The following is a 23,055-nucleotide window of genomic DNA, read 5'->3' on the forward strand; positions in this document are numbered from 1 at the left end:
TTGACATGGAACTTGTGCTCTGCCTCGCGGTTGTGCTGGTCGGCGCGCTGGGCGCCGGGGCGCTCGTCCGCGCTCAGGCCACCGCCCGTCGACGCACCGAGCTGGGCGACGCCCGCGCGGAGGCGCACCGCTGGTACGAGCGTCTCGGCGGCCAGTTGATGAACCTGCACGGCGAGGACCCGGCGGTGCGGCAGGCGCTGGCCGATGCCGGCGAGCGGTACAACGCGGCGGGTTCGCAGCTGGAGCAGGCGTCCACGCCGAACCAGTTCGCGCTGGCCCGGGAGACCGCGCTGGAGGGGTTGGCGTACATCCGGGCGGCGCGTACCGCCCTGGGCATCGACCCCGGCCCCGAGCTGCCGGCGTTGGCCGCCGCGCGCGGTGTCGGGCAGCTCACCAAGGAACGGACTGTCGACGTGCAGGGGCAGACCTTCCGGGCCGGTCCGCAGCCGGGTCGGGAGACGCCCTACTACTACCCGGGTGGGCGTTACCAGGGCCGGCCGGTGCCGGCCGGGTGGTATTCGACGCCGTGGTGGAAGACGGCGTTGGGCGCGGGCGCCGGTGTGCTCGGCGGCATCCTGATCGCCGACGCGCTGTTCTCGCCGGCCTTCGCCGACCCGGGGTACGGGTACGACGAGGGCTACCAGGAGGGCTTCGGTGACGGGGTCGACCAGGGCGGGGACGGCGGCGACCAGGACTTCGGCGGTGACCAGGGTGGCGACGTCGGCGGTGACTTCGGTGGCGGCGACTACGCCGGCGGTGACTTCGGCGGAGGATTCGGCGGGGGCGACTTCGGTGGCGGTGACTTCGGTGGCGGCGACTTCGGCGGGGGCGACTTCTGACAGTCGGTGAATGACCCGCGAAGCAGGCCCCGGTCGTGGCGACCGGGGCCTGCTTCGTCGTTCCGTCCGGTCAGCCGGTGTTGCGCATACCGGCGGCGATGCCGTTCACCGTGGTCAGCAGCGCCCGTTCCAGGGCGGTGCCGTCGCTCGGTGCGCGACGGCCGCCCGGCGCGGTGGCCACGGCCCGCCCGGCGGCACCCGAGTCCCGGTACTGCCGCAGCAACGCCACCTGGAGGTGGTGCAGCGGCTCCAGGTAGGTGTCGCGGACCGCGAGGGTGCGCTGGAGCACCGGCGAATTCTCCAGCAGTGCGGGTGAGGCGGTCACCGCCAGCACCTCCCGCTTGGTCAGCTCGTACTCCCGCTCGATCTGCTCGAAGATCGGGTGCAGCTTCTTCGGCACCAGCGTCTCGACGTACCGGCGGGCGATGCTCAGGTCCGTCTTGGTCAGCATCATCTCGACGTTCGACAGGAACGTGCGGAAGAAGTGCCAGTTGCGGTTCATCTCGGCCAGCACGTCGGCCAGTCCGGCCTCGCGGGCGGCGGCCAGCCCCGAACCGACGCCGAACCAGCCCGGCACGATCTGCCGGGTCTGCGTCCAGCCGAACACCCACGGAATGGCCCGCAGGCCGGACAGGCCCGCGCCGGTGTTCGGGCGCTTCGCCGGGCGGGAGCCGATGTTCAGTGCGCCGAGCAGTTCGGTGGGCGTGGACGCCCAGAAGTACTCCGGCAGGTCCGGATCCTCCACCAGCGACCGGTACGACCGGAAGGCCGACTCGGACACCACGTCCATCGTCGCGTCCCAGCGTTCCAGCATCTCGGCCGGCTGCCGGGGTGCGGTGTGCAGCAGCGTCGCCTGGAGCACCGCGGCGAGGGTGAGTTCGAGGTTCTCCCGGGCCAGCGAGGGCAGCGTGTACTTGTCGGAGATCACCTCGCCCTGCTCGGTCACCTTGATCGCGCCGTCGAGCGTGCCGTACGGCTGGGCGAGGATCGCCTCGTGCGTGGGCCCGCCGCCACGCCCCACCGTGCCACCCCGGCCGTGGAACAGCCGCAGGTGCACACCGTGCCGGGCGGCCACGTCCCGCAGGGCGCGCTGCGCCCGGTGGATCGACCACTGGCTGGTGGTGATCCCGGCCTCCTTGTTGGAGTCCGAGTAGCCGAGCATGACCTCCTGCACGTCACCCCGGGCCGCCACCAGCGCCCGGTACGCGGGCAGCGACAGCAGCTCGTCGAGGAGTTCCCCGCCGGCGTTCAGCTCGGCGGGGGTCTCCAGCAGGGGCACGAACCCGATCCGGGCCCGTCGGCTGTGCACGTCCACCAGCCCGGCCTCGCGGGCCAGCACCACGGCCGCCAGGACGTCGTCCACGCCCAGGGTCATCGAGATGATGTACGACTCGATGACCTCGGCGCCGAACCGGTCCTGTGCCTCGCGGATCGTGCTGAACACGTCGAACGTCTTGCGCGTCGCCTCGGTGAGCGGAGTGTCCAGGGTGGACAGCGGCCGGCGGCCGGTCAGCTCGTCGGCGAGCAGCTTGGTGCGTTCCAGCCGGGTCAGCGCCGGGTAGTCGGCGACCTCACCGACCGCCTCGTACAACTGGGCGAGGACCGCGTGGTGCGCCTCGGCGTGCTCCCGGACGTCCATGGTGGCCAGGTGCAGGCCGAACGCGGACACCGTACGGATGGTGGAGGCCAGCCGGCCGACGGCGGTGAGCTGCCCGGAGTTGCGGGCCAGCGAGGCGCGCAGCAGCTCCAGGTCGGCGACCAGCTCGGCGGAGCCGCGGTAGTCCCGTCCCGGCACGTGCGCGGTGCCCATGCGCAGCCGCTGCCGGGTGTTGGCCAGCTTCGCCTTCACGCAGCGCGCCTTGAGCCGGTACGGCTCCTCCGCGTTGACCCGGCGGAAGCGCTGCGCCACCTCGGGCAGCGCGTCCAGGTCGGCGGCGAGGCTGGCGGAGAGGTCCAGCGACACCCCGCGCAGCCGGCGGGAGACGGACACCTCGTTGATCAGGTGGTCCATCGCCTTCTCGGTGGCCGCGATGCCGTGCTCGTGCTGGATGGTCAGCACCTCACGGGTGACCGCCGGGGTGACGAACGGGTTGCCGTCCCGGTCGCCGCCGATCCAGGTGCCGAAGCTCAACGGGCGGGCCGTCGGCGAGGTCTCCACGCCGAGCGTCCGCAGCGTGTCGGCGAGGTCGTCGAGCACCTGCGGGGCGGCCTCGGCGTACAGGTCGCGCAGGTAGTAGATGGCGTTGCGGGCCTCGTCGGTCGGGTCCGGTCGGTCCAGCCGCAGCTCGTCGGTCTGCCACATCAGGTCGAGCAGCTCGGCGAGGCGGCGGTTGGCCGGGCCCTCGTCGCTGGCGCCGTAGAGGATCGCGTTCGCGGTCTCGGTGTCCAACTCGTCGGCGATGGCCCGCAACTTGGACAGGATCGAGCGGCGGGCCGCCTCGGTGGGGTGCGCGGTGAAGACCGGCCGGACGGCCAGCCGCCGGGCGGCGTTGGCGATCTCCTCGGCCGGCACCCCGCGCTCGGCGATCATCTTGGCGGCCTGGTCCAGCCAGCCGCCCTGTACCGCGCGGCGGCGGCGCAGGTCGCGGGCGCGGTGCACCTGCTCGGTGATGTTGGCCAGGTGGAAGTAGGTGGAGAAGGCCCGCGCGAGCTTGGTGCCGGTGGTCACGTCGAGCCCGCCGAGCCGCTGGGCGGCAGCCGGGGCGTCGCTGCGGACCTGGGCGCGGATCTCCTCGACGAGGTCGAGCAGCGGGCGGCCCTCCTGGCGGGCCAGGGTCTGCCCGAGCAGGGTGCCGAGCCGGCGGATGTCGGCGCGCAGCGCGGCGTCCGGGCCGTCGTGGTCGTGCTGGTCGGTCACGATGCGCTCCTTACGTTGGTACGAAGGACAGCGCTGTCCGACTCCCTGGATCGTATCCGCGCGGACCCGGATGGCAGGAGGGGCCCCGCCGGATCTCCTGTGCCGGAGGGGCCGATTCGGACGTGATCTCAACCACCGTCCCCGGCCGGGGTGGGGTGGGCAGCGCCGGCCCGGCGACCGCGGACCAGGCTGGCGGTGACGAGTCCGACCGCGCCGGCGACCGCCCAGAGGCCGAGTGCCACCGCAGGCCAGCCCGCCGACCGCCAGTCGAAGTACACGGCCGCCTTGGTGAGGTCGTTTGCGAGCCCGGGGATGTTCCACCGGTGCATGCCCCGCAGCAGCGAGGGCAGGAACTCCGGCGCGTAGACGCCGCCCGAGCCGGGGTTGCCGAGCACGACGAGCAGCAGGATGACGAGCGCGGTGCCGGCGACGCCCAGCCACCCCTGGATGGCGCTGGCGAGCATCGCGGCGGCGAAGACGGCGAGCGCGCCGATGGCGGCGATGGTCGGTACGTCGTGGTGCCAGATGTCCAGGCCCGGGCCGACCACGAGCGCGCCGGCGACGCCGAGCAGCACGCTGTAGACGGCGAGCGCGGCGATGCGCAGACCGGCCCGACGCGCCGTTCGCGGGGTGGTGCCGGCGGAGATGCCGAGCACCGTGGAGGCGAGGTAGCCGCCGAGTACGAACCCGACGTTCAGGTAGAAGGGCACCACCCCGCGCGGGTCGGTCGAGGGGACCGGCACCTCGTCGACGACCTCGAGCGGCGCGTTGGACCGGGCCGCCGCGGTGGTCAGCACCGCACGGATCGCGCTCGTCGCGGACGGGCCGGACGCACTGGCGACGGTGAGCAGCAGACCCCCGTCCCGACTGCTGAGCACCGCGTACACCGAGCGGCCGAGCAGGCCGTGCTCGGCAGCGCCCGGGTCGTCGTACCCGATGGGTTTGATGATGTCGCTCTGGTCGCGCACGGCGGCGAGCGTCGCCTCGGCGCGTTGGTCGCCGGCGACGACGCCGACCGGCAGGTCCCGGGGTGTGGGTTGGTGCAGCGCCCCCACGTAGGCCGCGATGAACGCGGTGGCCAGCGCGAGGGTGCCGAGGAGCAGCCCGAGGCTGCGCGGCGCCCAGTCGCGGGATCGGCCCTGCGGTGCCTGGTCCACCTTGTCAGCTTATGACCCGTTCTGCGATTCACCGGGCAGAAACCGGTTGGCCGGGCGGCTAGCGTCTGATCATGGTGTCGCTCAGCTACCCGCCGAAACCGCGGCCAGGCGACCGGGTCGCGGTCGTCTCACCCTCCGCCGGCCTACCGGCCGTCTTCCCCCACGTGTACGAGTTGGGGCTGCGCCGGCTGCGCGACGAGTTCGGCCTGGAGCCGGTCGAGTACCCGACCACCCGCGCCGCCGGAGCCGACCCGCGCGACCGGGCCCGCGACCTGACCGCCGCCTTCGCCGACCCGGGCATCACCGCCGTGCTCGCCACCGTCGGCGGGGACGACCTGATCACGGTCACCCCGCACCTCGACGACGACGTGCTGCGGGCCAACCCGAAGCCCTACTTCGGCTACTCGGACAACACGAACGTGCTCAACCACCTGTACCGGCTGGGCATCGTGGCGTACCACGGCGGGTCGGTGCTGGTACACCTCGGCCGGCCGGGCGCGCCGCACCCGCTGACCTTCGACTCGCTGCGCGCCGCGCTGTTCACCAGCGACTGGTACGACCTGACCCCCGCACCGCTCTGGGGCGACCGGCCCAACCCGTGGGGCGAACCGGAGACGCTGGCGTACGAGCCGGAGATGCTGCCCGGCGACGGCTGGCGGTGGCACGGGCCGGCGCGGGTGGTGCAGGGCCGCACCTGGGGTGGCTGCCTGGAGATCCTGCACTGGCTGATGGCCACCGACCGGGTGCCCACCGCCGACGAGCTGACCGGATCCGTGCTGGTCTTCGAGACCTCGAACGAACTGCCCGACGCCCGGGAGGTGTTCCGGATCGTGCGGAACATGGGAGAACGGGGACTGCTCGCCGCCTTCCCCGCAGTCGTCGTGGGCCGACCCAAGGCGTGGGACTTCGCCAAGCCGCTCCCGGTGCCGGAACGGCTCGCGTGGGGCGAGGCCCAACGCGATGCGATCAGCCGCGCGCTCGCCACCTACAACCCGGACGCGGTGGTGGTCTTCGACGTCGACCTCGGCCACACCGACCCGCAGCTGATCATCCCGTACGGCGGCGCGATCCGGGTCGACGCCGTCGACCAGCGGATCGCGGTGCGCTACTGACCTGTCCCGCCTCGGGCCGGCGTGTGTCGGCTCGGGGCTCGGCTGAATGAGCAATTTTGTTCAAGACCGGGCGGTGGGCGCCTCGGCAGGATGGTCGTGTCGGTCCGGGAGCCGCCAGCGGGACAGCTGGCGGAGCGCGGCACGCGGACCTGTTCGGGGAGGTCCGACGCCCGTCCGGACCTGTGACGGGCCGCCTCGGTGCGCGCCTGCGGAGGTGCCGTACACCCCACGTACGGCACCTCGGCGCGGTTGTTCCGCCCGTCGCGGCCCCGCTCGCGGTCGCCCCGGCGAGGGTCCGGCCGGGTCAGCTCGTACCCCTCGGGTCGTCACCGTCGGCGGCGGTGAGCAGCCGGCGCAGTCGGGCCGGTGGATGGCCGACGTGGTCGCGGACCACGCGGGTCAGGTGCGCCTGGTCGGCGAACCCGTACTCGGTGGCGAGCGCGCCGAGCGGGCGGCCGTCGGGCTCGGCGAGGGTGTTCAGCACCTCCCGCACCCGCAGCCGGTTCCGGTAGGCGGTCAGGCTGCTGCCGGTCATCCGCTGGAACACCCGACTGAGGTGGTGCGGTGAACTGCCGACCTCGCGCGCCACCTCGTCCAGACCCAACGTGAAGCCGGAGTTGGCCAGCACCTCGCGGGCCCGGTCGGCGAGTCGCCGGTGCGCGGCAAGTGTCGCCGGTCGTCGTCGTACCGCACGCTCCACCTCGGCGCCCGCCTCCTCCGGGCCGAGGGTGCTGTGGTGCAGCAGCCGGGCCAGGAACCGTTGCAGCCGTTCGGCCATCTCGAACCCGTCCAGCCCGCGCCGGAACTCGGCGACCAGCAGGCGGTGCGCCAGGTCCAGCGTGGCGTCGGAGGTGCCGGCCCAGCCGCTGCGGTCCAGCCAGCGCTCCGCGTCCTTCCGTTCCGCCAGCACCGCCGGATCGATCTCCAGGCAGGTGTACGAGTCGCCGCAGCCGAACGGGTGCGCCACCGACATCTCGTCACCGGGTCGGGTCACCAGTACCGAGGTGGCGTCGGAGAGCCCGACCCGCCCGTTGAGCCGGCGGCGGTACGCCCCGGACCGGCCAAGCACGATCTTGTGGCGGTCCTCGGCGGCGGTCTCCGTCCAACCGTGGTTCTCGACGATGCAGTGCACCTGGTAGATCAACATTCCGTCCGGGTGCCCCAGAACCCGCCACCGCGCGGGCGTGGTGCGACGGCGTGGATCGCTCCCCGTGCCTTCTGCGGGCATCGTTCCCCCTGGCTCACCTTCGCTCTGCCCCGATGGTGTCGGCTCACCAGTCCCCGGTCCACCCCTCTTCCCGACCTGGACCGAGGGCCGGCCTGCCGGCGTGCCGGCGTCAGCCGTCGACCACGGCGAACGCGCGGACCGGGAAGGTACCCATGCCCACCACCATCGGCGGGGCCGCCGTGAACCGGAAACCGTCCGGCGGCAGCGCGTCCAGACCGGTCATGTGCTCCACGATCGGGATGCCGGCGGCGAGCAACGTGCTGTGCGCCGGACGTTCACCGCCGGACGCGGCGCTCATGTCATCGATGTTGATCGAGTCGATCCCGACCAGGGCGGCGCCGGCATCAACCAGTGCCCGGGCGGCGTCCCCGGTGAGGTATGGCGCCTCCGGTGCGGCGTACCGCTCGGTCCCGAAGTGCACATCCCACCCGGTGTGCAGCAGCACGGCGTGCCCCGCCACGTCGTACGGCGCCAGCATCAACCGGTCCACCGCCCGGGTGCCGGCCGGTACCCGGACCACCACCCCTGGCAGGTCGGCGAGCCGGTCCAGCGGCACCCCGGACAGGTCGTCACCGCCAGCCCACCGGTGTGCGGGAGCGTCCACGTACGTGCCGGTGTTGGCGATCATGTCGATCCGGCCCACCTGGAACTCGGTGCCCGGCGCGTAGCGCGCCCGGGACTCCGCGAAGGTCAACCAGTGGCCGATCCGCGGCGCCGTCCAGCCGGGCAGCGTCACCATTCCGTCGCTGATCCGATGGCTCAACTCGACGAGCCGGCGGCCGGTGCCGGGTACGCCGGTGACACCCCGGCCGCCCTTGTGCGGCTCCTCGATGACCGTCTTCTCGCTGATCCGTACCTCGGAGACCATCAGCAGCCCGAGGTGCCGCACGAAGAGCGCGGCCAGATCCTCGTCACTGATCTCCCGACCCGGAATGTCCAGCCGGAAACCCTCGGTGCGCAACCCGCCGCCGTTGGCGAAGCTCACCTCCGCGTCGAACTGTGCCCGCCACTGCCTACCCATGACCGAAACCCGATCACGACCCAGCGCCCCAGGTCAAGATCGCGGACTCCAGGAGGCGGGGGTCCGGGTGAGTTCGTGCGCCGGGTGGGCGCCGCGCCTGGCTCGCGCGCAAGATCGCACTCGATCCAGGAAACAGTGGCATCGACCCGCCGGCGGGGCCACTACTTCCGGGATCGAGCACGATCTTGGCGCGGGGCGCGGGGCGCGGGGCGCGGGGCGCGGGGCGCGGGGCGCGAAGCGCGAAGGTGTGGGGTGGGGGCGCGGGGGCGCGGGGCGCGCGGTGGCGGACCTGGGGCGGAAAGGGGTCGCTGTCGGTGGACGGGGCTAGTCTGGTTGTCGTGCACCCCCCGTCCGACCGGACGAGGGGCAGCCGTCGTGTGCGTCGACTCCCCTGGAAGTGATCACATGCTCACCGGTCTGTTCTCCGCCGCCCTGGCCGACCCGGGGCTGGCCCGGGCGCGTGACCTGGCGCGCTCCGGTGCCGCCCAGGTCGACGGCCTCGACATCACCGCCCCTGCCGCGCTGCGCCCGTTCGCCGTCGCGGCGGTCGCCGCCGACAACGAGGGGGCCGGGCGGCCCGTGCTGGCGGTGACGGCCACCACACGCGAGGCCGACGATCTGGCCGCCGCGCTGGGTGGGTTGCTGCCGTCCGAGCAGGTGGTGGTGTTCCCCTCCTGGGAGACGCTGCCCCACGAGCGGCTCTCGCCCCGCTCCGACACGGTCGGGCGGCGGTTGGCCGTTCTGCGCCGGCTGGCGCATCCGGAGTCGACCGACGCGCACGGCGGCACGGGTCCGCTGCGGGTGGTGGTGGCGCCGGTCCGTTCGTTGCTCCAGCCGCAGCTCAAGGGGCTTGGCGATCTGGAGCCGGTGCAGCTCGCGGCCGGCGAGGAGGCGGACCTGGAGGAGGTCGCCCGCCGGTTGACGGACATGGCGTACGCCCGGGTGGACCTGGTCACCAAGCGTGGCGAGTTCGCGGTGCGCGGCGGGATCCTGGACGTCTTCCCGCCCACCGACGAGCACCCGTCGCGGGTGGAGTTCTGGGGCGACGAGGTGGAGGAGATCCGCACCTTCGCGGTGGCGGACCAGCGGACCATCGAGCAGGTGCCGCTGCTGTGGGCGCCGCCCTGCCGCGAGTTGCTGCTGACCCCTGCGGTCCGGGAGCGGGCCGCCGCGCTGGCCGAGCAGCACCCGGAGTTGGCCGAGATCCTGGACAAGCTGGCCGAGGGCATCCCGGTGGAGGGCATGGAGTCGCTGGCGCCGGTGCTGGTCGGCCCCGACTCGCTGGAGCTGTTGCTGGACGCGATGCCGGCCGGCACCCACGTGCTGCTGTGCGACCCGGAGCGGATCCGCACGAGGGCGCACGACCTGGTGCGTACCTCGGAGGAGTTCTTGCAGGCCAGCTGGGCCGCCGCCGCGGTCGGCGGCCAGGCGCCGGTGGATGTCGGCGCCGCCGCCTTCCGCACCCTCGCCGAGGTGCGCGCCGCCGCCGGCAGGCTCCGCCAGCCGTGGTGGACGTTGTCTCCGTTCGGCCTGGTGGAGGCGGAGACCACCGAGACGCGGCAGCCCTGGGAGGACGCGCCCGAGCAGGCGTCGGTCTCCCCGGACGACGCCATCGCGGTGACCCTCGCCGCCCAGCCGGCCCCGCTGTACCACGGTGAGACCAGCCGGGTCGTCGACGACCTCAAGCGGTGGGCGGGCGAGGGCTGGTCGATCGCGCTGGTCTTCGAGGGGCACGGCCCCGCCCAGCGGGCGGTGGAGGTGCTGCGCGACGCGGGCCTCGGCGCCCGGTTGACCGAGGAGGTGCCGACCGCGCCCGCTCCCGGCGAGCTGCTGGTGACGTGCGGGGCGCTGAGCAGCGGGTTCGTCGACGAGGCGTCCCGTTTCGTGCTGTTGACCGGCAACGACGTGACGGGTGGTCGGGGCACCTCGACGCGGGACATGCGCAAGATGCCCAGCCGCCGACGCAACACCATCGACCCGCTGGAGCTCAAGGCCGGCGACTTCGTGGTGCACGAGCAGCACGGCATCGGGAGGTACGTCGAGCTGGTGCAGCGCACGGTGAACGGCGCGAGCCGCGAATACCTGGTCATCGAGTACGCGGCCAGCAAGCGCGGCCAACCCGGCGACCGCCTGTTCGTCCCCACCGACCAGCTCGACCAGCTCTCCCGTTACGTGGGCGGCGAGCAGCCGACCCTGCACAAGATGGGCGGCTCGGACTGGCAGAAGTCCAAGGCCCGGGCCCGCAAGGCAGTGCGGGAGATCGCCGCGCAGCTCATCCAGCTCTACGCCGCCCGCAAGGCGTCCAAGGGCCACTCGTTCGGCCCGGACACCCCGTGGCAGCGGGAGTTGGAGGACGCCTTCCCCTGGCAGGAGACGCCCGACCAGCTCGCCGCGATCGACGAGGTCAAGCGGGACATGGAGCAGACCGTCCCGATGGACCGGCTGATCTGCGGTGACGTCGGCTACGGCAAGACCGAGATCGCGGTCCGGGCGGCGTTCAAGGCGGTGCAGGACGGCAAGCAGGTGGCGGTGCTGGTGCCGACCACCCTGCTGGTGCAGCAGCACTACAACACGTTCGCCGAGCGGATGAGCCAGTTCCCGGTGCAGATCCGGCAGCTGTCGAGGTTCCAGACCCCGAAGGAGACCGAGCGGACGCTGGAGATGGTCGCCGACGGCACCGTCGACATCGTCATCGGCACGCACCGGCTGCTCCAGACCGCGACCCGGTTCAAGCAGCTCGGTCTGGTGATCGTCGACGAGGAGCAGCGCTTCGGTGTCGAGCACAAGGAGCACCTGAAGACGCTGCGCGCCTCGGTCGACGTGCTGAGCATGTCGGCCACCCCGATCCCGCGCACCCTGGAGATGGCGATCACCGGCATCCGGGAGATGTCCACAATTGCCACCCCACCGGAGGAGCGGCACCCGGTGCTCACCTTCGTCGGCGCGCAGGACGACCGGCAGGTGGCCGCGTCCATCCACCGCGAGTTGCTCCGCGACGGGCAGGTCTTCTACCTGCACAACCGGGTCGAGTCGATCGACCGGGCGGCGCGGCGGCTGCGGGAGCTGGTGCCCGAGGCGCGGGTCGCGGTGGCGCACGGCCAGATGGGCGAGGACGCTCTGGAGAAGGTGATGGTCGGCTTCTGGGAGAAGGAGTTCGACGTCCTGGTCTGCACCACGATCGTCGAGTCGGGCATCGACATCCCGAACGCCAACACGCTGATCGTGGAGCGGGCCGACCTGCTCGGCCTGGCGCAGCTGCACCAGATCCGTGGCCGGGTCGGCCGTGGTCGGGAGCGGGCGTACGCGTACTTCCTCTACCCGCCGGAGAAGCCTCTCACCGAGCACGCCCACGAGCGGCTGGCGACCATCGCGCAGCACACCGAGCTGGGCGCCGGCATGTACGTGGCGATGAAGGACCTGGAGATCCGGGGCGCCGGCAACCTGCTCGGCGGCGAGCAGTCCGGGCACATCGAGGGTGTCGGCTTCGACCTGTACGTACGGATGGTCGGCGAGGCGGTGTCCGCGTTCAAGGGTGAGCGGCCCGAGGAGGAGACCGACGTCAAGATCGACCTGCCGATCGACGCGCACCTGCCGCACGACTACGTGAGCGTGGAACGGCTGCGCCTGGAGATGTACCGCAAGCTCGCCGAGGCCCGCGACGAGGAGCGGCTGAGCGAGGTCGTAGCCGAGATGACCGACCGGTACGGCGAGCCGCCGGCCCCGGTGCAGAACCTGGTGGAGGTGGCCCGGTTCCGTCTTCTGGCCCGCCGGTACGGCCTCACCGACGTGTCGATGCAGGGCAAGCACGTACGGTTCGGCCCGCTGCCGTTGCCGGATTCGAAGCAGCTGCGGCTCAAGCGCTACCACCCGGACGCGGTCTACAAGCAGGCCACCGACCAGGTCAGCGTGCCCCGGCCGAGCACCCGTCGGATCGGCGGGGAGCCGCTGCGTGACCAGGCGCTGTTGCAGTGGTGCGCCCAGTTGCTCTCCGATGTGCTGGGCGCACCGGCCGCGCTCGCCGGCGCGGCCACGTGAGATTGCGGGCGTCCCGGCCGCGCTCGCTGGCGCGGCCACGGGAGTCTGCGGGCGGCGCGGTGCGGTGGGGGCCGTCACAGCGACCGGGAGGGCATGAGAGAGTGACGGGCATGCGTGCTCGCCGTGTGATCGCCGCCGCCAGCGTCGCGGCTCTGGGTGTCCTCTCCCTCGCTGCCTGCGGGAAGTCCGCGCCGGACGTCGCCGCGTACGTCGGTGACACGACGTACTCCCTGGACCGGGTCGACGCGATCTACGACGACGTGCAGGCGAAGTACGGCGACGCGGTCCGTCAGGAGGCCGGGCAGGCGGGCGCCACGCCGTCGCCCGAGCAGCTGCGTTCCACCGTCACCCGGCAGGACGTGGTGAACCTGCTGGTCAGCCTGGACCTGGGCAAGCGGGTCGCGGCGGCGAAGAACCTCCAGGTGCCCGACGAGGTCACCCCGCAGCAGTTGGAACAGAACCTGCGGGTGCCGGCCAGCACCGAGTACGCCAAGCTCTGGGGTGAGTGGATCGACCTGCTCCAGGTGCTCAACCAGCAGCTTCCGCCGGCCGACCTGAGCGACGACTCGCTGATGGCGGTGTACGGCGCGCTCACGAAGACCGGCGCGATCCAGGGCGGTATGCAGGTGGCCGACGTGCGGCGGGCCTTCGGCGACGGCGGTTTCGTGCGCAGCGCCACCGCGCTCAGCGCCGCCCTGGAGGAGGAGGCCGACCGGGTCGACGTCACGATCAACCCGCGCTTCCGGGCGGTGGGCGTGCCGTCGGTGGTGAGCACCGGCCAGTCGCTGGTCTTCTACTCGCTGCCGTACATCAACGAGGAGGGTCCGGTCACGGACATCTCCACCCCCCAGTCGGTGCCGTCGAGCGCGAACCCGGACGCCGAGGGCACGGCCAGCTGAGCATGTCGGCACGGATCGTCCTGCTTGTCACCTCGCCCCGGCTTCCCGCCGGTCTGCTGACGGCGGCCGCCTGGGACGTCGTACGCCAGCACCCGGTGCTGACCGGCGCGGAGAGTGAGCTGGTCACGGCCGTGCGCCAGGCGGGCGCCGAGGTGGCCGTGGTGGACGGCCCGGCGACGCAGCGGCTGCTGGACCTGGTCGCGGCGCACGGCACGGTGGTCTGGTTGGCCGGTCCGGCGGGCGACGAGGCGTTGGCCCGGGAGTTGGGTCTGCGGCTGGCGCGGGAGCCGGGGCTCGCCGAGATGGAGTTGATGTACGGCTCGTGGGATCCGCCGGGCGCCCGGCTGCTGGACGCGGTGGCCGTGATGGACCGGCTGGCCTCGCCGGGTGGTGATCCGTGGAAGCGTGCGCAGACGCACCGTAGCCTCGCCCGGTATCTGCTGGAGGAGAGCTACGAGGCGTACGACGCGATCGACGCCGACGACACCGACGCGCTCCGCGAGGAGTTGGGTGACGTGCTCCTCCAGGTGGTGTTGCACTCCCGGCTGGCCGAGGACCTGCCCGAGGGTGAGCGGTGGACCATCGACGACGTGGCCGGTGGCCTGGTCGACAAGATGATCCGGCGCAATCCGCACGTCTTCGCCGGTACGGAGGCGGGCACGTTGGAGGAGATCACCGCCAACTGGGAGCGGATCAAGCGGGCTGAGAAGGCGCGCGATTCGGTGCTGGACGGCGTGGCGTTGAGTCAGCCCGCGCTGGCCCTGGCCGCGCAGATCCTGGAGCGCGCTGCCCGCGTCGGCCTGGCCGTCCCGCCTCCACTGGCGGACTCCCAGGTGGACGAGGAGGCGAGGCTGGGCGCGAGTCTCCTGGCGGCGGTCGCCGCGGCCCGCGAGGCCGACCTGGACCCGGAACATGCGCTCCGCCGGGCGACCCTGGCGTACGCCGAGGCCGTCCGTACCGCCGAGGGCGGTCGACGGGCCGGATTCTGACGCGAGCCGCTTGATCAACCTGACCGGCGGAGGTGTCGGTAGGGTGATCGGGTGGAGGCGTTTGAGGTACTCGCTGAGCGGGTTGTCGAGGCACTGCTGGAGACGCGGCCGGGGCTTGCCACCTCGGTGGGGGACCATCGGTACGACGATCGGCTGCCGGACCTGTCCGCCGACGCGCTCGCCGCCGACCGGGCGATGCTCTCCGACGCGGCGAACGCGCTGTCCGAGTTGGATCCCGATTCGCTCGACGTCGACGAGCAGGTCGACCACGCGCTGCTCAGCTCGTTCGTCGACCGGGAGCTGTTCGAGGCGACCGAGATCCGGGCGCACGAGTGGGACCCGCTACGGCACAATCCCGGGCCACTGCTGCACCCGCTGCTGGCCCGCCCGTACGCCCCGGCCGAGGTGCGGCTGACCCAGCTCGCCGGCCGGCTCGCCGCCGTACCCGATGCCCTCGCCACCGCCCGCGCGACCCTGCGGGACATGCCGAGGATCCACGCCGAGACGGCGGTCGGGCAGTTCACCGGCACGGCCGCGCTGATCCGTGACGAGTTGCCGGCGCTGATCGCCCAGGCGCCGGGGAGCCTCGACCGGGTGGAGCCGGCGGCCACCGCCGCGGTCGCCGCGCTCGAGGAGTTCGTCGCCTGGCTGCGTGCCGGCCTCGCCGCCGACGCCGGCCCGGGCCGCGACCCACGGCTCGGTCGCCGCCGCTGGGAGGCCCGGCTCTGGCACACCCTCGACACCGAGCTGGGCGCCGCCGAGATCCAGCGTCGCGCCTGGGCCAACCTGGACCGGGTCACCGAGGAGATCCGCGCGGCGGCCGTCGAGCTGGTCGGTGGCCGGGCCGACGACGAGGCGGTACGCCGGGCCCTGGACGTCCTCGCCGCCGAGCACCCGGACGACGCGACAATCGTCGAGCTGGCCGGCGTCACCCTCGACGAGGCGACCGACTTCGTCCGCCTCCACGACCTCGTCAGCCTGGTCGACGACAGGTGCGTCATCCAGGAGATGCCGGAGTTCGCCAGGGGTGTCGCCGTCGCGTACTGCGACTCGCCCGGCCCGCTGGAGACCGCGGACCTCCCCACGTTCTACTGCATCGCCCCCACCCCGTCGGACTGGCCGGCGCGGCGGGTCGAGTCGTTCTACCGCGAGTACAACGACCACATGATCCGCAACCTGACGGTGCACGAGGCGATGCCCGGGCACTTCCTCCAGCTCGCCCACGCTCGCCGCTACGTCGGTGGTACGCGGGTGCGGGCGCTGGCCGAGTCCGGTCCGTTCATCGAGGGCTGGGCGGTGTACGCCGAGGAGCTGATGGTCGGGCTCGGCTTCGGCGGGCTGCCGGTGCGATTGCAGCAGCTCAAGATGCAGCTCCGGATGACGATCAACGCGCTGCTCGACCAGTTGGTGCACGCCGAGGACATGCCCGAGGCCGACGCGATGGCGCTGATGACCGGGCGCGGTTTCCAGGAGGAGGGGGAGGCGGCCGGCAAGTGGCGCCGGTCGTTGCTCACCTCCACCCAGCTGTCGACGTACTTCGTCGGGTACAGCGAGGTGGCCGAGATCGCCGCCGCCCGTCCGGACGGTGTGTCGGTGCGCGAGTGGCACGACGCGATGCTCGCCCACGACTGCCCGCCCCCGCGCCACCTGCGCACCCTGCTCGGGGTCTAGGGGCCGGCCGCGCCGGTCAGGAGCCGCCGGGGCGGCGGTCCACCACGTTCGCGCCCGCGGGCGGGTCGAACGCGTCCTGCGGGACCGTCTCGGAGTAGCGGCTCAACGCCAGCTCCATCGGCTTGCCGTCGACCGGCCCGGTGAAGCTCCCCAGCACGCCCTCGGTGGTCACGCAGGCGGTGAAGTCGCCGTCCGACCGTTGCACCTCGACGCAGGTGGCGTGCCGGCCGGCGACGGTCGTGTCGGTCTGCTTGATGACCGCCTGCGGGTCGAGCGCGGCGGCGGTCAGCAGCCCCACCACGACCGGTGGGGTGGCCAGGCCCTGCTGGTTCGCCTCGGTGAACAGCGCCACGGTGGGCTTGCCGGCCGAGGTGGGCGGTGTGACGAGCGTGCAGTCGGTGCGGGCCCCGGTGGCGGTGCAGCGGGTGACCGCCTCCGGGGTGACGGTGAGCCGCCCGCCCGGGTAGGTGTACGAGGAGCGGGCCGGGTCCTGCGCCTGCGCGATCGCGGCGCTCCGGCCGCCGGGGAGCTGGTAGTCGGCCGAGTAGGTCAGCTCCAGCGCCCGGTCGAGGCGGGCCGCGAGGTCGTTGACGAGTTCGGAGCGTTCCAGGGCGATTCCGGCGTCGTCGAATGTCTGACAGCCGGTGACCGTGAGCGACGCGATGACCGACACGGCGAGCATGCGGAGGGTGGTCGAGGCGGCGGGCATGACGACCAGCCTGGTGGATCCGGTCCACGCAGCGCAAACCAGTTGCCGGTTGACGCCCGGAAATCCGGGAATGTCCGTCAGCGCGGGGCGGCGCGGGTGCGCGGGCGACGCCGTGCCCGTTCCCGTGGCCCGATACGCTGCGTTCAACACCTGCCTCAGCCGCACCGTCGCGGCCCACCCACGGACCGGATCACAACAACGAGGAGCGACTCAGTGGCAACCATCGAGGGAATCGTCGCCCGGGAGATTCTCGACTCGCGGGGCAACCCCACGGTCGAGGTCGAGGTCGGCCTGGACGACGGCACGGTGGCCCGCGCCGCGGTGCCCTCCGGCGCCTCCACCGGCGCGTTCGAGGCGATCGAGCTGCGCGACGGTGACGCCGACCGCTACCAGGGCAAGGGCGTGGAGAAGGCGGTCTCCAACGTCGAAGACAAGATCGTCGACCAGATCATCGGGTACGAGGCCAGCGAGCAGCGGCTCATCGACCAGAAGATGCTCGACATCGACGGCACCGACAGCAAGTCGGAGCTGGGCGCGAACGCCATCCTCGGCGTCTCCCTGGCCGTGGCGAAGGCCGCCGCCGGCAGCGCCGAGCTGAGCCTCTTCCGCTACCTGGGCGGCCCGAACGCGCACCTGCTGCCGGTGCCGATGATGAACATCCTCAACGGTGGCGCGCACGCCGACTCGAACGTCGACATCCAGGAATTCATGATCGCGCCGATCGGCGCGCCCACGTTCCGTGAGGCGCTGCGCTCGGGTGCGGAGGTCTACCACGCGCTCAAGTCGGTGCTGAAGAAGAAGGGCCTGTCCACGGGGCTCGGCGACGAGGGCGGCTTCGCGCCGAACCTGCCGACCAACGCGGCAGCCCTGGACCTGATCGCCGAGGCCGTCGAGAAGGCCGGCTACCGGCTCGGCACCGACATCGTGTTCGCGCTCGACGTGGCGGCGACGGAGTTCTTCGAGAACGGCACGTACACCTTCGAGGGTGCCGGGAAGTCCGCCGAGGAGATGAGCGCCTACTACACCAAGCTCGCCGACGAGTACCCGATCGTGTCGATCGAGGACCCGCTGGCCGAGGACGACTGGACCGGCTGGCAGACGCTCACCGCCTCGATCGGCGACCGGGTGCAGATCGTCGGCGACGACCTGTTCGTGACGAACCCGCAGCGCATCGCCCGCGGCATCGCGGAGAAGGCGGCGAACGCCGTCCTCGTCAAGGTCAACCAGATCGGTTCGCTGACCGAGACCCTGGACGCGGTGGACCTGGCCCACCGGGCCGGCTTCAAGTGCATGATGAGCCACCGTTCCGGCGAGACCGAGGACACCACCATCGCCGACCTGGCGGTGGCCACCGGCTGCGGTCAGATCAAGACCGGCGCGCCGGCCCGCTCGGACCGGGTCGCCAAGTACAACCAGCTGCTCCGGATCGAGGAGGAGCTGGCCGACGCGGCGCGCTACGCGGGTGCCGGAGCGTTCCCGCGCTACCGTTCGGCCTGAGACGTGGTCGGGAAGCCCCACCGCGGGGCTTCCCGGCAACCTCTGTAAGCACGAAGCCTCGGGGGAGGGGTGTGACGATGCAGCAGCGGCGCACACCGGGTGGTCAGCGTCCCGCCCGCCGGCCGGGTCAGTCCGGCCGGCCGGGTGGCGGCCGGGCCACCCGTGGGTCGGTCCGGGAGACCGGTGTACGCGCCGAGTCGCGGGGTGCGGCAGGCCGGGCGCCGGGCGCGGCCCGGGGCGCCGACGGTGTGCGCTCGGCGAACCGGCCGGCCGCCGCTCGGCGTACCGCCGCCGGTGGCGCCGTCAAGCGGCTTTCCGCACCTCATCCCCGTCGCTTCACCGGCCGGGCCACTGTGCTCTTCGCGGTGCTGATCGCGCTCGCCCTCGCGTACACCTATCCGGTGCGGGTCTACCTGGACCAGCAGGCCGACATCGAGCGGATGGAGGCCGCGCAGGCGGTGCAGGAGGAGGAGATCGCCAAGCTCGCCGCCGAGGCCGCGAAGTGGAAGGACAAGGCGTTCATCGAGACCAAGGCCCGGGAACGCTTCTTCATGGGTCGGCCGGGCGAGAAGATGATGGTGGTCCTGCACGATCCGGAGGGCGCCGCCCGGGACGCCGGGAAGTCGGCCGGTCCGGCCACCGACGCGGGCCCGACCACCTGGTACGACACGTTGTGGTCCAGCGTGCAGGCGGCGGACAACCAGCAGCCGGGCAAGTGACCAACCGACCAGCACCAGGAGAGATGGGCACCGTGACTGTCGTACCACCGTCGGAGCCGGCGGCGGATTCCGTACCTCCGCCGAAGCGGGAACCGGCCACGGAGGCCGACCTGGCCGCGGTGGCCGCGCAGCTCGGCCGCCCGCCCCGGGGCACCCGGGCGGTGGCGCACCGCTGCCCGTGCGGCCTGCCGGACGTGGTGGAGACGACGCCGCGCCTCGCCGACGGCACCCCGTTCCCGACGCTCTACTACCTGACCTGTCCCCGGGCCACCGCCGCGTGCAGCCGGTTGGAGTCGGCGGGGCTGATGAAGGAGATGGCGGACCGGCTGACGACGGATCCCGAACTGGCCGCCCACTACCGGGCGGCACACGAGGACTACCTCACCCGCCGGGAGGCGATCGGTGAGGTACCGGAGATCGCCGGGATCTCGGCCGGCGGCATGCCGGGCCGGGTGAAGTGCCTGCACGTGCACCTGGGGCACGCGCTCGGCGCGGGACCGGGTGTGAACCCGTTCGGCGACGAGACGCTGGAACTGGTCGAGCCCTGGTGGTCGGCCGGTCCGTGCGTGGACGTGCCTCCCGCCGAATGACAGCGCAGGTCGAGGGTCAGATCCTGGTGCGGCGCGCCCGCACCGGTGACGTGCGGGGCATCCGGCGGCTCGTCGACACGTACACCGACGACAGGCGGCTGCTCAGCAAGGCCACCGTCACCCTGTACGAGGACGTGCAGGAGTTCCGGGTGGCGGTCCGCGCCGACGACGGCGTGGTGGTGGGCTGCGGTGCGCTGCACGTGATGTGGGAGGACCTGGCCGAGATCCGTACGGTGGCGGTGGATCCGTCCTGCCGGGGCCGCCGGATCGGTCACCGGCTGGTGGGTGAGCTGATCGATGCGGCCCGCGAATTGGGCGTGGCGCGGATCTTCGTGCTCACCTTCGAGACGCGGTTCTTCGGCTCGTTCGGTTTCCGGGAGATTGACGGCGCTCCGGTGCCGCAGCCGGTGTACGAGCAGTTGCTGCGCTCGTACGACGAGGGTGTCGCGGAGTTCCTGGACCTGGAGCGGGTGAAACCGAACACGCTCGGCAACAGCCGGATGCTGCTGCGCCTGTGATCCGGGCCGGCACCGGGCTGTCGTAGGGTGGCGGGGTGACGACGCGTGTGGCGGCCATCGACTGCGGGACCAACTCGATCCGACTGCTGGTGGCCGATCTGCCCGAGGCGTCGGCCGGTCCGCAGGCGCCGTTGACCGACCTGACCCGGCGGATGGAGATCGTCCGGCTGGGGCAGGGTGTGGACCGGACGGGCCGGCTCGCGCCGGAGGCGATCGAGCGGACGCGGGTGGCGCTCGCGTCGTACGCCGCCGACATCGAGAAGTTGGGCGCCGAGCGGGTGCGGATGTGTGCCACCTCCGCCTCCCGGGACGCGGCGAACGCGGCCGACTTCACCGACATGGTGCGGGCCACCCTCGGGGTCGAGCCCGAGGTGGTGAGCGGCGACGAGGAGGCCCGGCTGTCGTTCACCGGCGCGGTGCGCGGGTTGCCGGCCGACGCGAAGGAGCCGTTCCTGGTCGTCGACATCGGTGGTGGGTCGACCGAGTTCGTGGTGGGCGACCGGGCCGCCGGGGTGGGGGCGGCGATCTCGGTGGACATCGGCTGTGTCCGGATGACCGAGCGTCACCTGGCGGGTGACCCGCCGACGCCCGAGCAGGTCGCGGCCGCGCAGTCCGACATCGCGGCCGCAGTGGACCGGGCGCTCGCGGTGGTGCCCGGCCGTCAGGCCGCCACGCTCGTCGGTCTCGCCGGGTCGGTCACGACAGTGGTCGCCATCGCGCAGGGCCTCCAGGGGTACGAGCCGGAGCGCATCCACCACGCCCGAGTGTCGTACGAGGCGGTGGCCGGGGTGACCGCTGACCTGCTGGGTCGTACCAGCGCGCAGCGGTTGGAGATCCCGGTGATGCACCCGGGTCGGGCCGACGTGATCGGCGCGGGCGCGCTGGTGCTCCGCGTGATCATGGAGCGGGCCGGGATGCCGTCGGTGGTCGCCTCGGAGCACGACATCCTCGACGGCATCGCCTGGAGCCTCCAGTAGGCCGCGCGCGGCCCTGATCGACGTTAATCCCGTGTGTCGGGGGCCGGATCGTTGACGGTATTTCGCATTGCACAGTAGTGTGCACTGCGTGGACACCACACAGTTGCTGAAGGGCGTGCTCGACCTCGCCGTCCTCGCCGTGCTCCGGGAGGAGGACGGCTACGGCTACGACATCCTGCGCCGGCTCCGCGAGGCCGGGCTGGAGGAGGTCGGCGACGCCTCGGTCTACGGCACCCTGCGCCGCCTCTTCGCCGCCGGCCTGCTCACCACGTACGTCGTGCCGAGCGAATCCGGGCCGCACCGCAAATACTACGCACTGAACGCCGCCGGGCGCGACCAGTTGACCCGCTCCGGCAAGCTTTGGCGCTCGTTCGCCACCACCATGGACAGTCTGCTCGACGATCGGGGGATGGCGGCATGACCGTCACGGGGCAGGACATCACCGACTACGTGGCGCGGGTCCGGGCCGCCCTGGCCGACCTGCCGCCCGCCCAGCGCGACGAGCTGACCGAGGATCTGGCCGACCATCTCGCCGAGTTCGCCGCCGAGACCGACGGCACCCTCGTCGAGCGGTTGGGCGAGCCCGAGACGTACGCCGCCGAGCTGCGTTCCGCGGCCGGCGCGACCGGAGGCGGTGGACGCAACCTGGACCAGCGGGTCGCCACCGCACTGGTCCAGGTCCGCGGCCAGCTACGCGCCATCGACACCCGGCTCGGCCCCGCCCTGGGGTACGAGACGGCGAGCGAGTTCCTGCGGCTGCTGCGGCCCGCCTGGTGGGTCCTGCGTGGCTACCTCGCGGCGATGCTTGTCACGGTGATGTCCACCGGTGGCAGCATCGGGCTGCTGCCCCGGTTCGGCGGCGAGCTGCTCGCCGGCCTGTTCATGCTTGTCGGCTTCGTGCTCGCCTCGATCTGGCTCGGTCGCCGTTCCGGCGGGCTGGCCCGCTGGCCGCGTTCGGCCGTGCAGGTCGGCAGTGCGGTGCTTGTGGCCTTCGCGTTGGTCGCGCTCGTCAACGCCGAGGACCGGCTCGGCTACGACGACTACTACTACGACCAGACTTCGGTCGACAGTCAGTACAGCCAGGTCCGGGACGTCTTCGTCTACGACAGCGAGGGCCGCCTGGTGGAGAACGCCCGGCTGTTCGACCAGAACGGCAACCCGATCCGGCTGGGCTACCCGGACTGCTCCAGCCCGATCGACGAGGACGGCAATCCGCTGCTGCGGCCCTACCCGTACTGCGTCGACCAGGCGCCCTTCGGTCACCGGGCGCCGGGCGCGGCCGTCCCGACGCCGACCGGTACGCCGGAGCCCGGCGTGACCCCGTCGACCACCCCGACGGCGACCACCACGCCCCCGGCGACTCCGGCTATGCCTCCAACGCCGACCCCGACGGGCTGACCGACCATGTGAACTGGATCATGTGGGGGAAGCTGGGAAATAGCTGAACGGACGAGGCGAGCGGGACGGCACCGAAAATCAATGATCGTTACGGTGTCGTCTGCTCATCAACCCCTCGGAAGGAACCCCCGTGCCAGAGCAGGTCGCACCGTCCTCCGCCCCCGACTCGACGCCGCAGCAGCCGGACGACCAGACGCCGCAGCAGCCGGCCGACGAGACGGCGAAGCCCGCCGTCGAGACGCCGCAGCCCGCCGTCGAGACGCCGCAGCCGGTCGAGCCGGAGGCGAAGAAGTCCGGCGCGAAGAAGGCGCTGGGCATCATCGGCGCGATCGTCGTGGTCCTCGTCATCGCCGGCCTGAAGTTCGGCATCGCTTCGGCGATCGGCAACTTCCTCAACAAGGACGAGACCGCCGACGCCAAGGCCGGTGACTGCATCGCGGAGCTTCCCGAGGTCACCGGCACCAAGGAGGAGAAGGTCGACGGCGCCAAGGTCGTCTCCTGCACCTCCACCGAGGCGGCGTACAACGTGGTCGGTCGGGTTGACGGGCAGACCGAGGCGCAGGCCAAGGCGCCCACCTCGTGTGAGCAGTTCCTCAAGGAGGGCGACGAGGGCTACGTCTTCTACAACATCGAGCCGGGCAAGACGGGCTACGTGCTCTGCCTGACCAAGAAGGTCTGACCGAACGTCAACGCTCGACGACGGCGGCGGCGGGGAGGAATCCTCGCCGCCGTCGGCGTACCCGCAGTCATCGGCAGCCGAACAGGAGGTGAACGCCACTGTTCGCGCGTCTTCCCGCCGGACGTCAGGCGTGGCAGGCTACCGGCACGTAGGACCACTG

At 72.2% G+C, this 23,055-nt stretch carries 19 protein-coding genes; 14 read left to right on the top strand and 5 right to left on the bottom strand.

Translation table 11 applies throughout. From position 1 onward, the window contains the following. Window positions 1–5: 5 nt before the first annotated feature. Window positions 6–839, top strand: coding sequence for a hypothetical protein (locus tag ABZS77_RS05335; RefSeq protein ID WP_354817575.1), 834 nt, complete (start codon window positions 6–8; stop codon window positions 837–839). A 70-nt stretch (window positions 840–909) separates the two neighbouring features. Here the strand turns inward: ABZS77_RS05335 and ppc are convergent, their stop codons facing one another. Both ppc and ABZS77_RS05345 read right to left on the bottom strand, forming a co-directional pair. Beyond that, complete coding sequence (gene ppc / locus ABZS77_RS05340) at window positions 910–3,696, bottom strand: phosphoenolpyruvate carboxylase (RefSeq protein ID WP_354817578.1); 2,787 nt, start codon at window positions 3,694–3,696, stop codon at window positions 910–912. 128 nt (window positions 3,697–3,824) lie between these two features. After that, complete coding sequence (locus tag ABZS77_RS05345; RefSeq protein WP_354817581.1) at window positions 3,825–4,853, bottom strand: hypothetical protein; 1,029 nt, start codon at window positions 4,851–4,853, stop codon at window positions 3,825–3,827. 71 nt (window positions 4,854–4,924) lie between these two features. On the opposite strand from ABZS77_RS05345, the gene ABZS77_RS05350 reads away from it, so the two are divergent. Then, window positions 4,925–5,965: a S66 peptidase family protein gene (locus ABZS77_RS05350; protein WP_354817584.1), complete on the top strand. Its 1,041-nt coding sequence runs from the start codon at window positions 4,925–4,927 to the stop codon at window positions 5,963–5,965. Window positions 5,966–6,269: 304 nt separating this feature from the next. Here ABZS77_RS05350 and ABZS77_RS05355 read toward each other — a convergent pair whose 3' ends face one another. Together ABZS77_RS05355 and ABZS77_RS05360 are read right to left on the bottom strand one after the other, a co-directional pair. Beyond that, a complete protein-coding gene (locus ABZS77_RS05355; protein ID WP_354817587.1) occupies window positions 6,270–7,112 on the bottom strand; it encodes an AraC family transcriptional regulator in 843 nt (280 codons plus the stop codon). A gap of 190 nt (window positions 7,113–7,302) precedes the next feature. Further along, window positions 7,303–8,214, bottom strand: coding sequence for a cyclase family protein (locus tag ABZS77_RS05360; protein WP_354817590.1), 912 nt, complete (start codon window positions 8,212–8,214; stop codon window positions 7,303–7,305). 405 nt (window positions 8,215–8,619) lie between these two features. On the opposite strand from ABZS77_RS05360, the gene mfd reads away from it, so the two are divergent. From mfd to ABZS77_RS05380, 4 genes are all read left to right on the top strand, one after another. Next, on the top strand, window positions 8,620–12,249 hold the full coding sequence (gene mfd / locus ABZS77_RS05365; RefSeq protein WP_354817593.1) for a transcription-repair coupling factor: 3,630 nt from the start codon (window positions 8,620–8,622) through the stop codon (window positions 12,247–12,249). Between the two features lie 110 nt (window positions 12,250–12,359). Further along, window positions 12,360–13,148, top strand: coding sequence for a hypothetical protein (locus tag ABZS77_RS05370; protein ID WP_354817596.1), 789 nt, complete (start codon window positions 12,360–12,362; stop codon window positions 13,146–13,148). A 2-nt stretch (window positions 13,149–13,150) separates the two neighbouring features. Beyond that, on the top strand, window positions 13,151–14,137 hold the full coding sequence (locus ABZS77_RS05375) for a nucleoside triphosphate pyrophosphohydrolase (RefSeq protein ID WP_354817599.1): 987 nt from the start codon (window positions 13,151–13,153) through the stop codon (window positions 14,135–14,137). A 51-nt stretch (window positions 14,138–14,188) separates the two neighbouring features. Continuing rightward, on the top strand, window positions 14,189–15,808 hold the full coding sequence (locus ABZS77_RS05380) for a DUF885 domain-containing protein (protein WP_354817602.1): 1,620 nt from the start codon (window positions 14,189–14,191) through the stop codon (window positions 15,806–15,808). Between the two features lie 16 nt (window positions 15,809–15,824). On the opposite strand, the gene ABZS77_RS05385 is transcribed toward ABZS77_RS05380, so the two are convergent. Next, on the bottom strand, window positions 15,825–16,517 hold the full coding sequence (locus tag ABZS77_RS05385) for a hypothetical protein (protein ID WP_354817605.1): 693 nt from the start codon (window positions 16,515–16,517) through the stop codon (window positions 15,825–15,827). A gap of 213 nt (window positions 16,518–16,730) precedes the next feature. On the opposite strand from ABZS77_RS05385, the gene eno reads away from it, so the two are divergent. From eno to ABZS77_RS05425, 8 genes are all read left to right on the top strand, one after another. Further along, entirely contained in the window at window positions 16,731–18,014 is a 1,284-nt protein-coding gene (gene eno, locus ABZS77_RS05390) for a phosphopyruvate hydratase (protein ID WP_354817608.1), read from the top strand. 77 nt (window positions 18,015–18,091) lie between these two features. Then, entirely contained in the window at window positions 18,092–18,733 is a 642-nt protein-coding gene (locus ABZS77_RS05395; RefSeq protein WP_354817611.1) for a septum formation initiator family protein, read from the top strand. Window positions 18,734–18,765: 32 nt separating this feature from the next. Beyond that, window positions 18,766–19,323: a DUF501 domain-containing protein gene (locus tag ABZS77_RS05400; protein ID WP_354817613.1), complete on the top strand. Its 558-nt coding sequence runs from the start codon at window positions 18,766–18,768 to the stop codon at window positions 19,321–19,323. Next, the gene (locus tag ABZS77_RS05405; RefSeq protein WP_354817616.1) at window positions 19,320–19,841 is read left to right on the top strand and encodes an amino-acid N-acetyltransferase; all 522 of its coding nucleotides are present in this window, start codon (window positions 19,320–19,322) and stop codon (window positions 19,839–19,841) included. Before ABZS77_RS05400 ends, ABZS77_RS05405 begins: the two co-directional genes overlap by 4 nt. Before the next feature lie 47 nt (window positions 19,842–19,888). After that, window positions 19,889–20,818 carry a Ppx/GppA phosphatase family protein gene (locus ABZS77_RS05410; protein WP_354819543.1) on the top strand — a complete coding sequence of 310 codons (930 nt, stop codon included), beginning with the start codon at window positions 19,889–19,891 and terminating at the stop codon, window positions 20,816–20,818. Between the two features lie 88 nt (window positions 20,819–20,906). Further along, window positions 20,907–21,239, top strand: a complete 333-nt coding sequence (locus ABZS77_RS05415) for a PadR family transcriptional regulator (protein ID WP_089017691.1) — start codon at window positions 20,907–20,909, stop codon at window positions 21,237–21,239. Then, the gene (locus tag ABZS77_RS05420; protein WP_354817619.1) at window positions 21,236–22,216 is read left to right on the top strand and encodes a hypothetical protein; all 981 of its coding nucleotides are present in this window, start codon (window positions 21,236–21,238) and stop codon (window positions 22,214–22,216) included. The genes ABZS77_RS05415 and ABZS77_RS05420 overlap by 4 nt, the downstream gene beginning before the upstream one ends. Before the next feature lie 130 nt (window positions 22,217–22,346). Continuing rightward, window positions 22,347–22,895 carry a hypothetical protein gene (locus tag ABZS77_RS05425; RefSeq protein WP_354817622.1) on the top strand — a complete coding sequence of 183 codons (549 nt, stop codon included), beginning with the start codon at window positions 22,347–22,349 and terminating at the stop codon, window positions 22,893–22,895. Window positions 22,896–23,055: the final 160 nt, after the last annotated feature.

This window comes from Micromonospora sp. NPDC005298, from assembly GCF_040607375.1.
In the GTDB taxonomy this organism is placed as follows: Bacteria; Actinomycetota; Actinomycetes; order Mycobacteriales; family Micromonosporaceae; genus Micromonospora.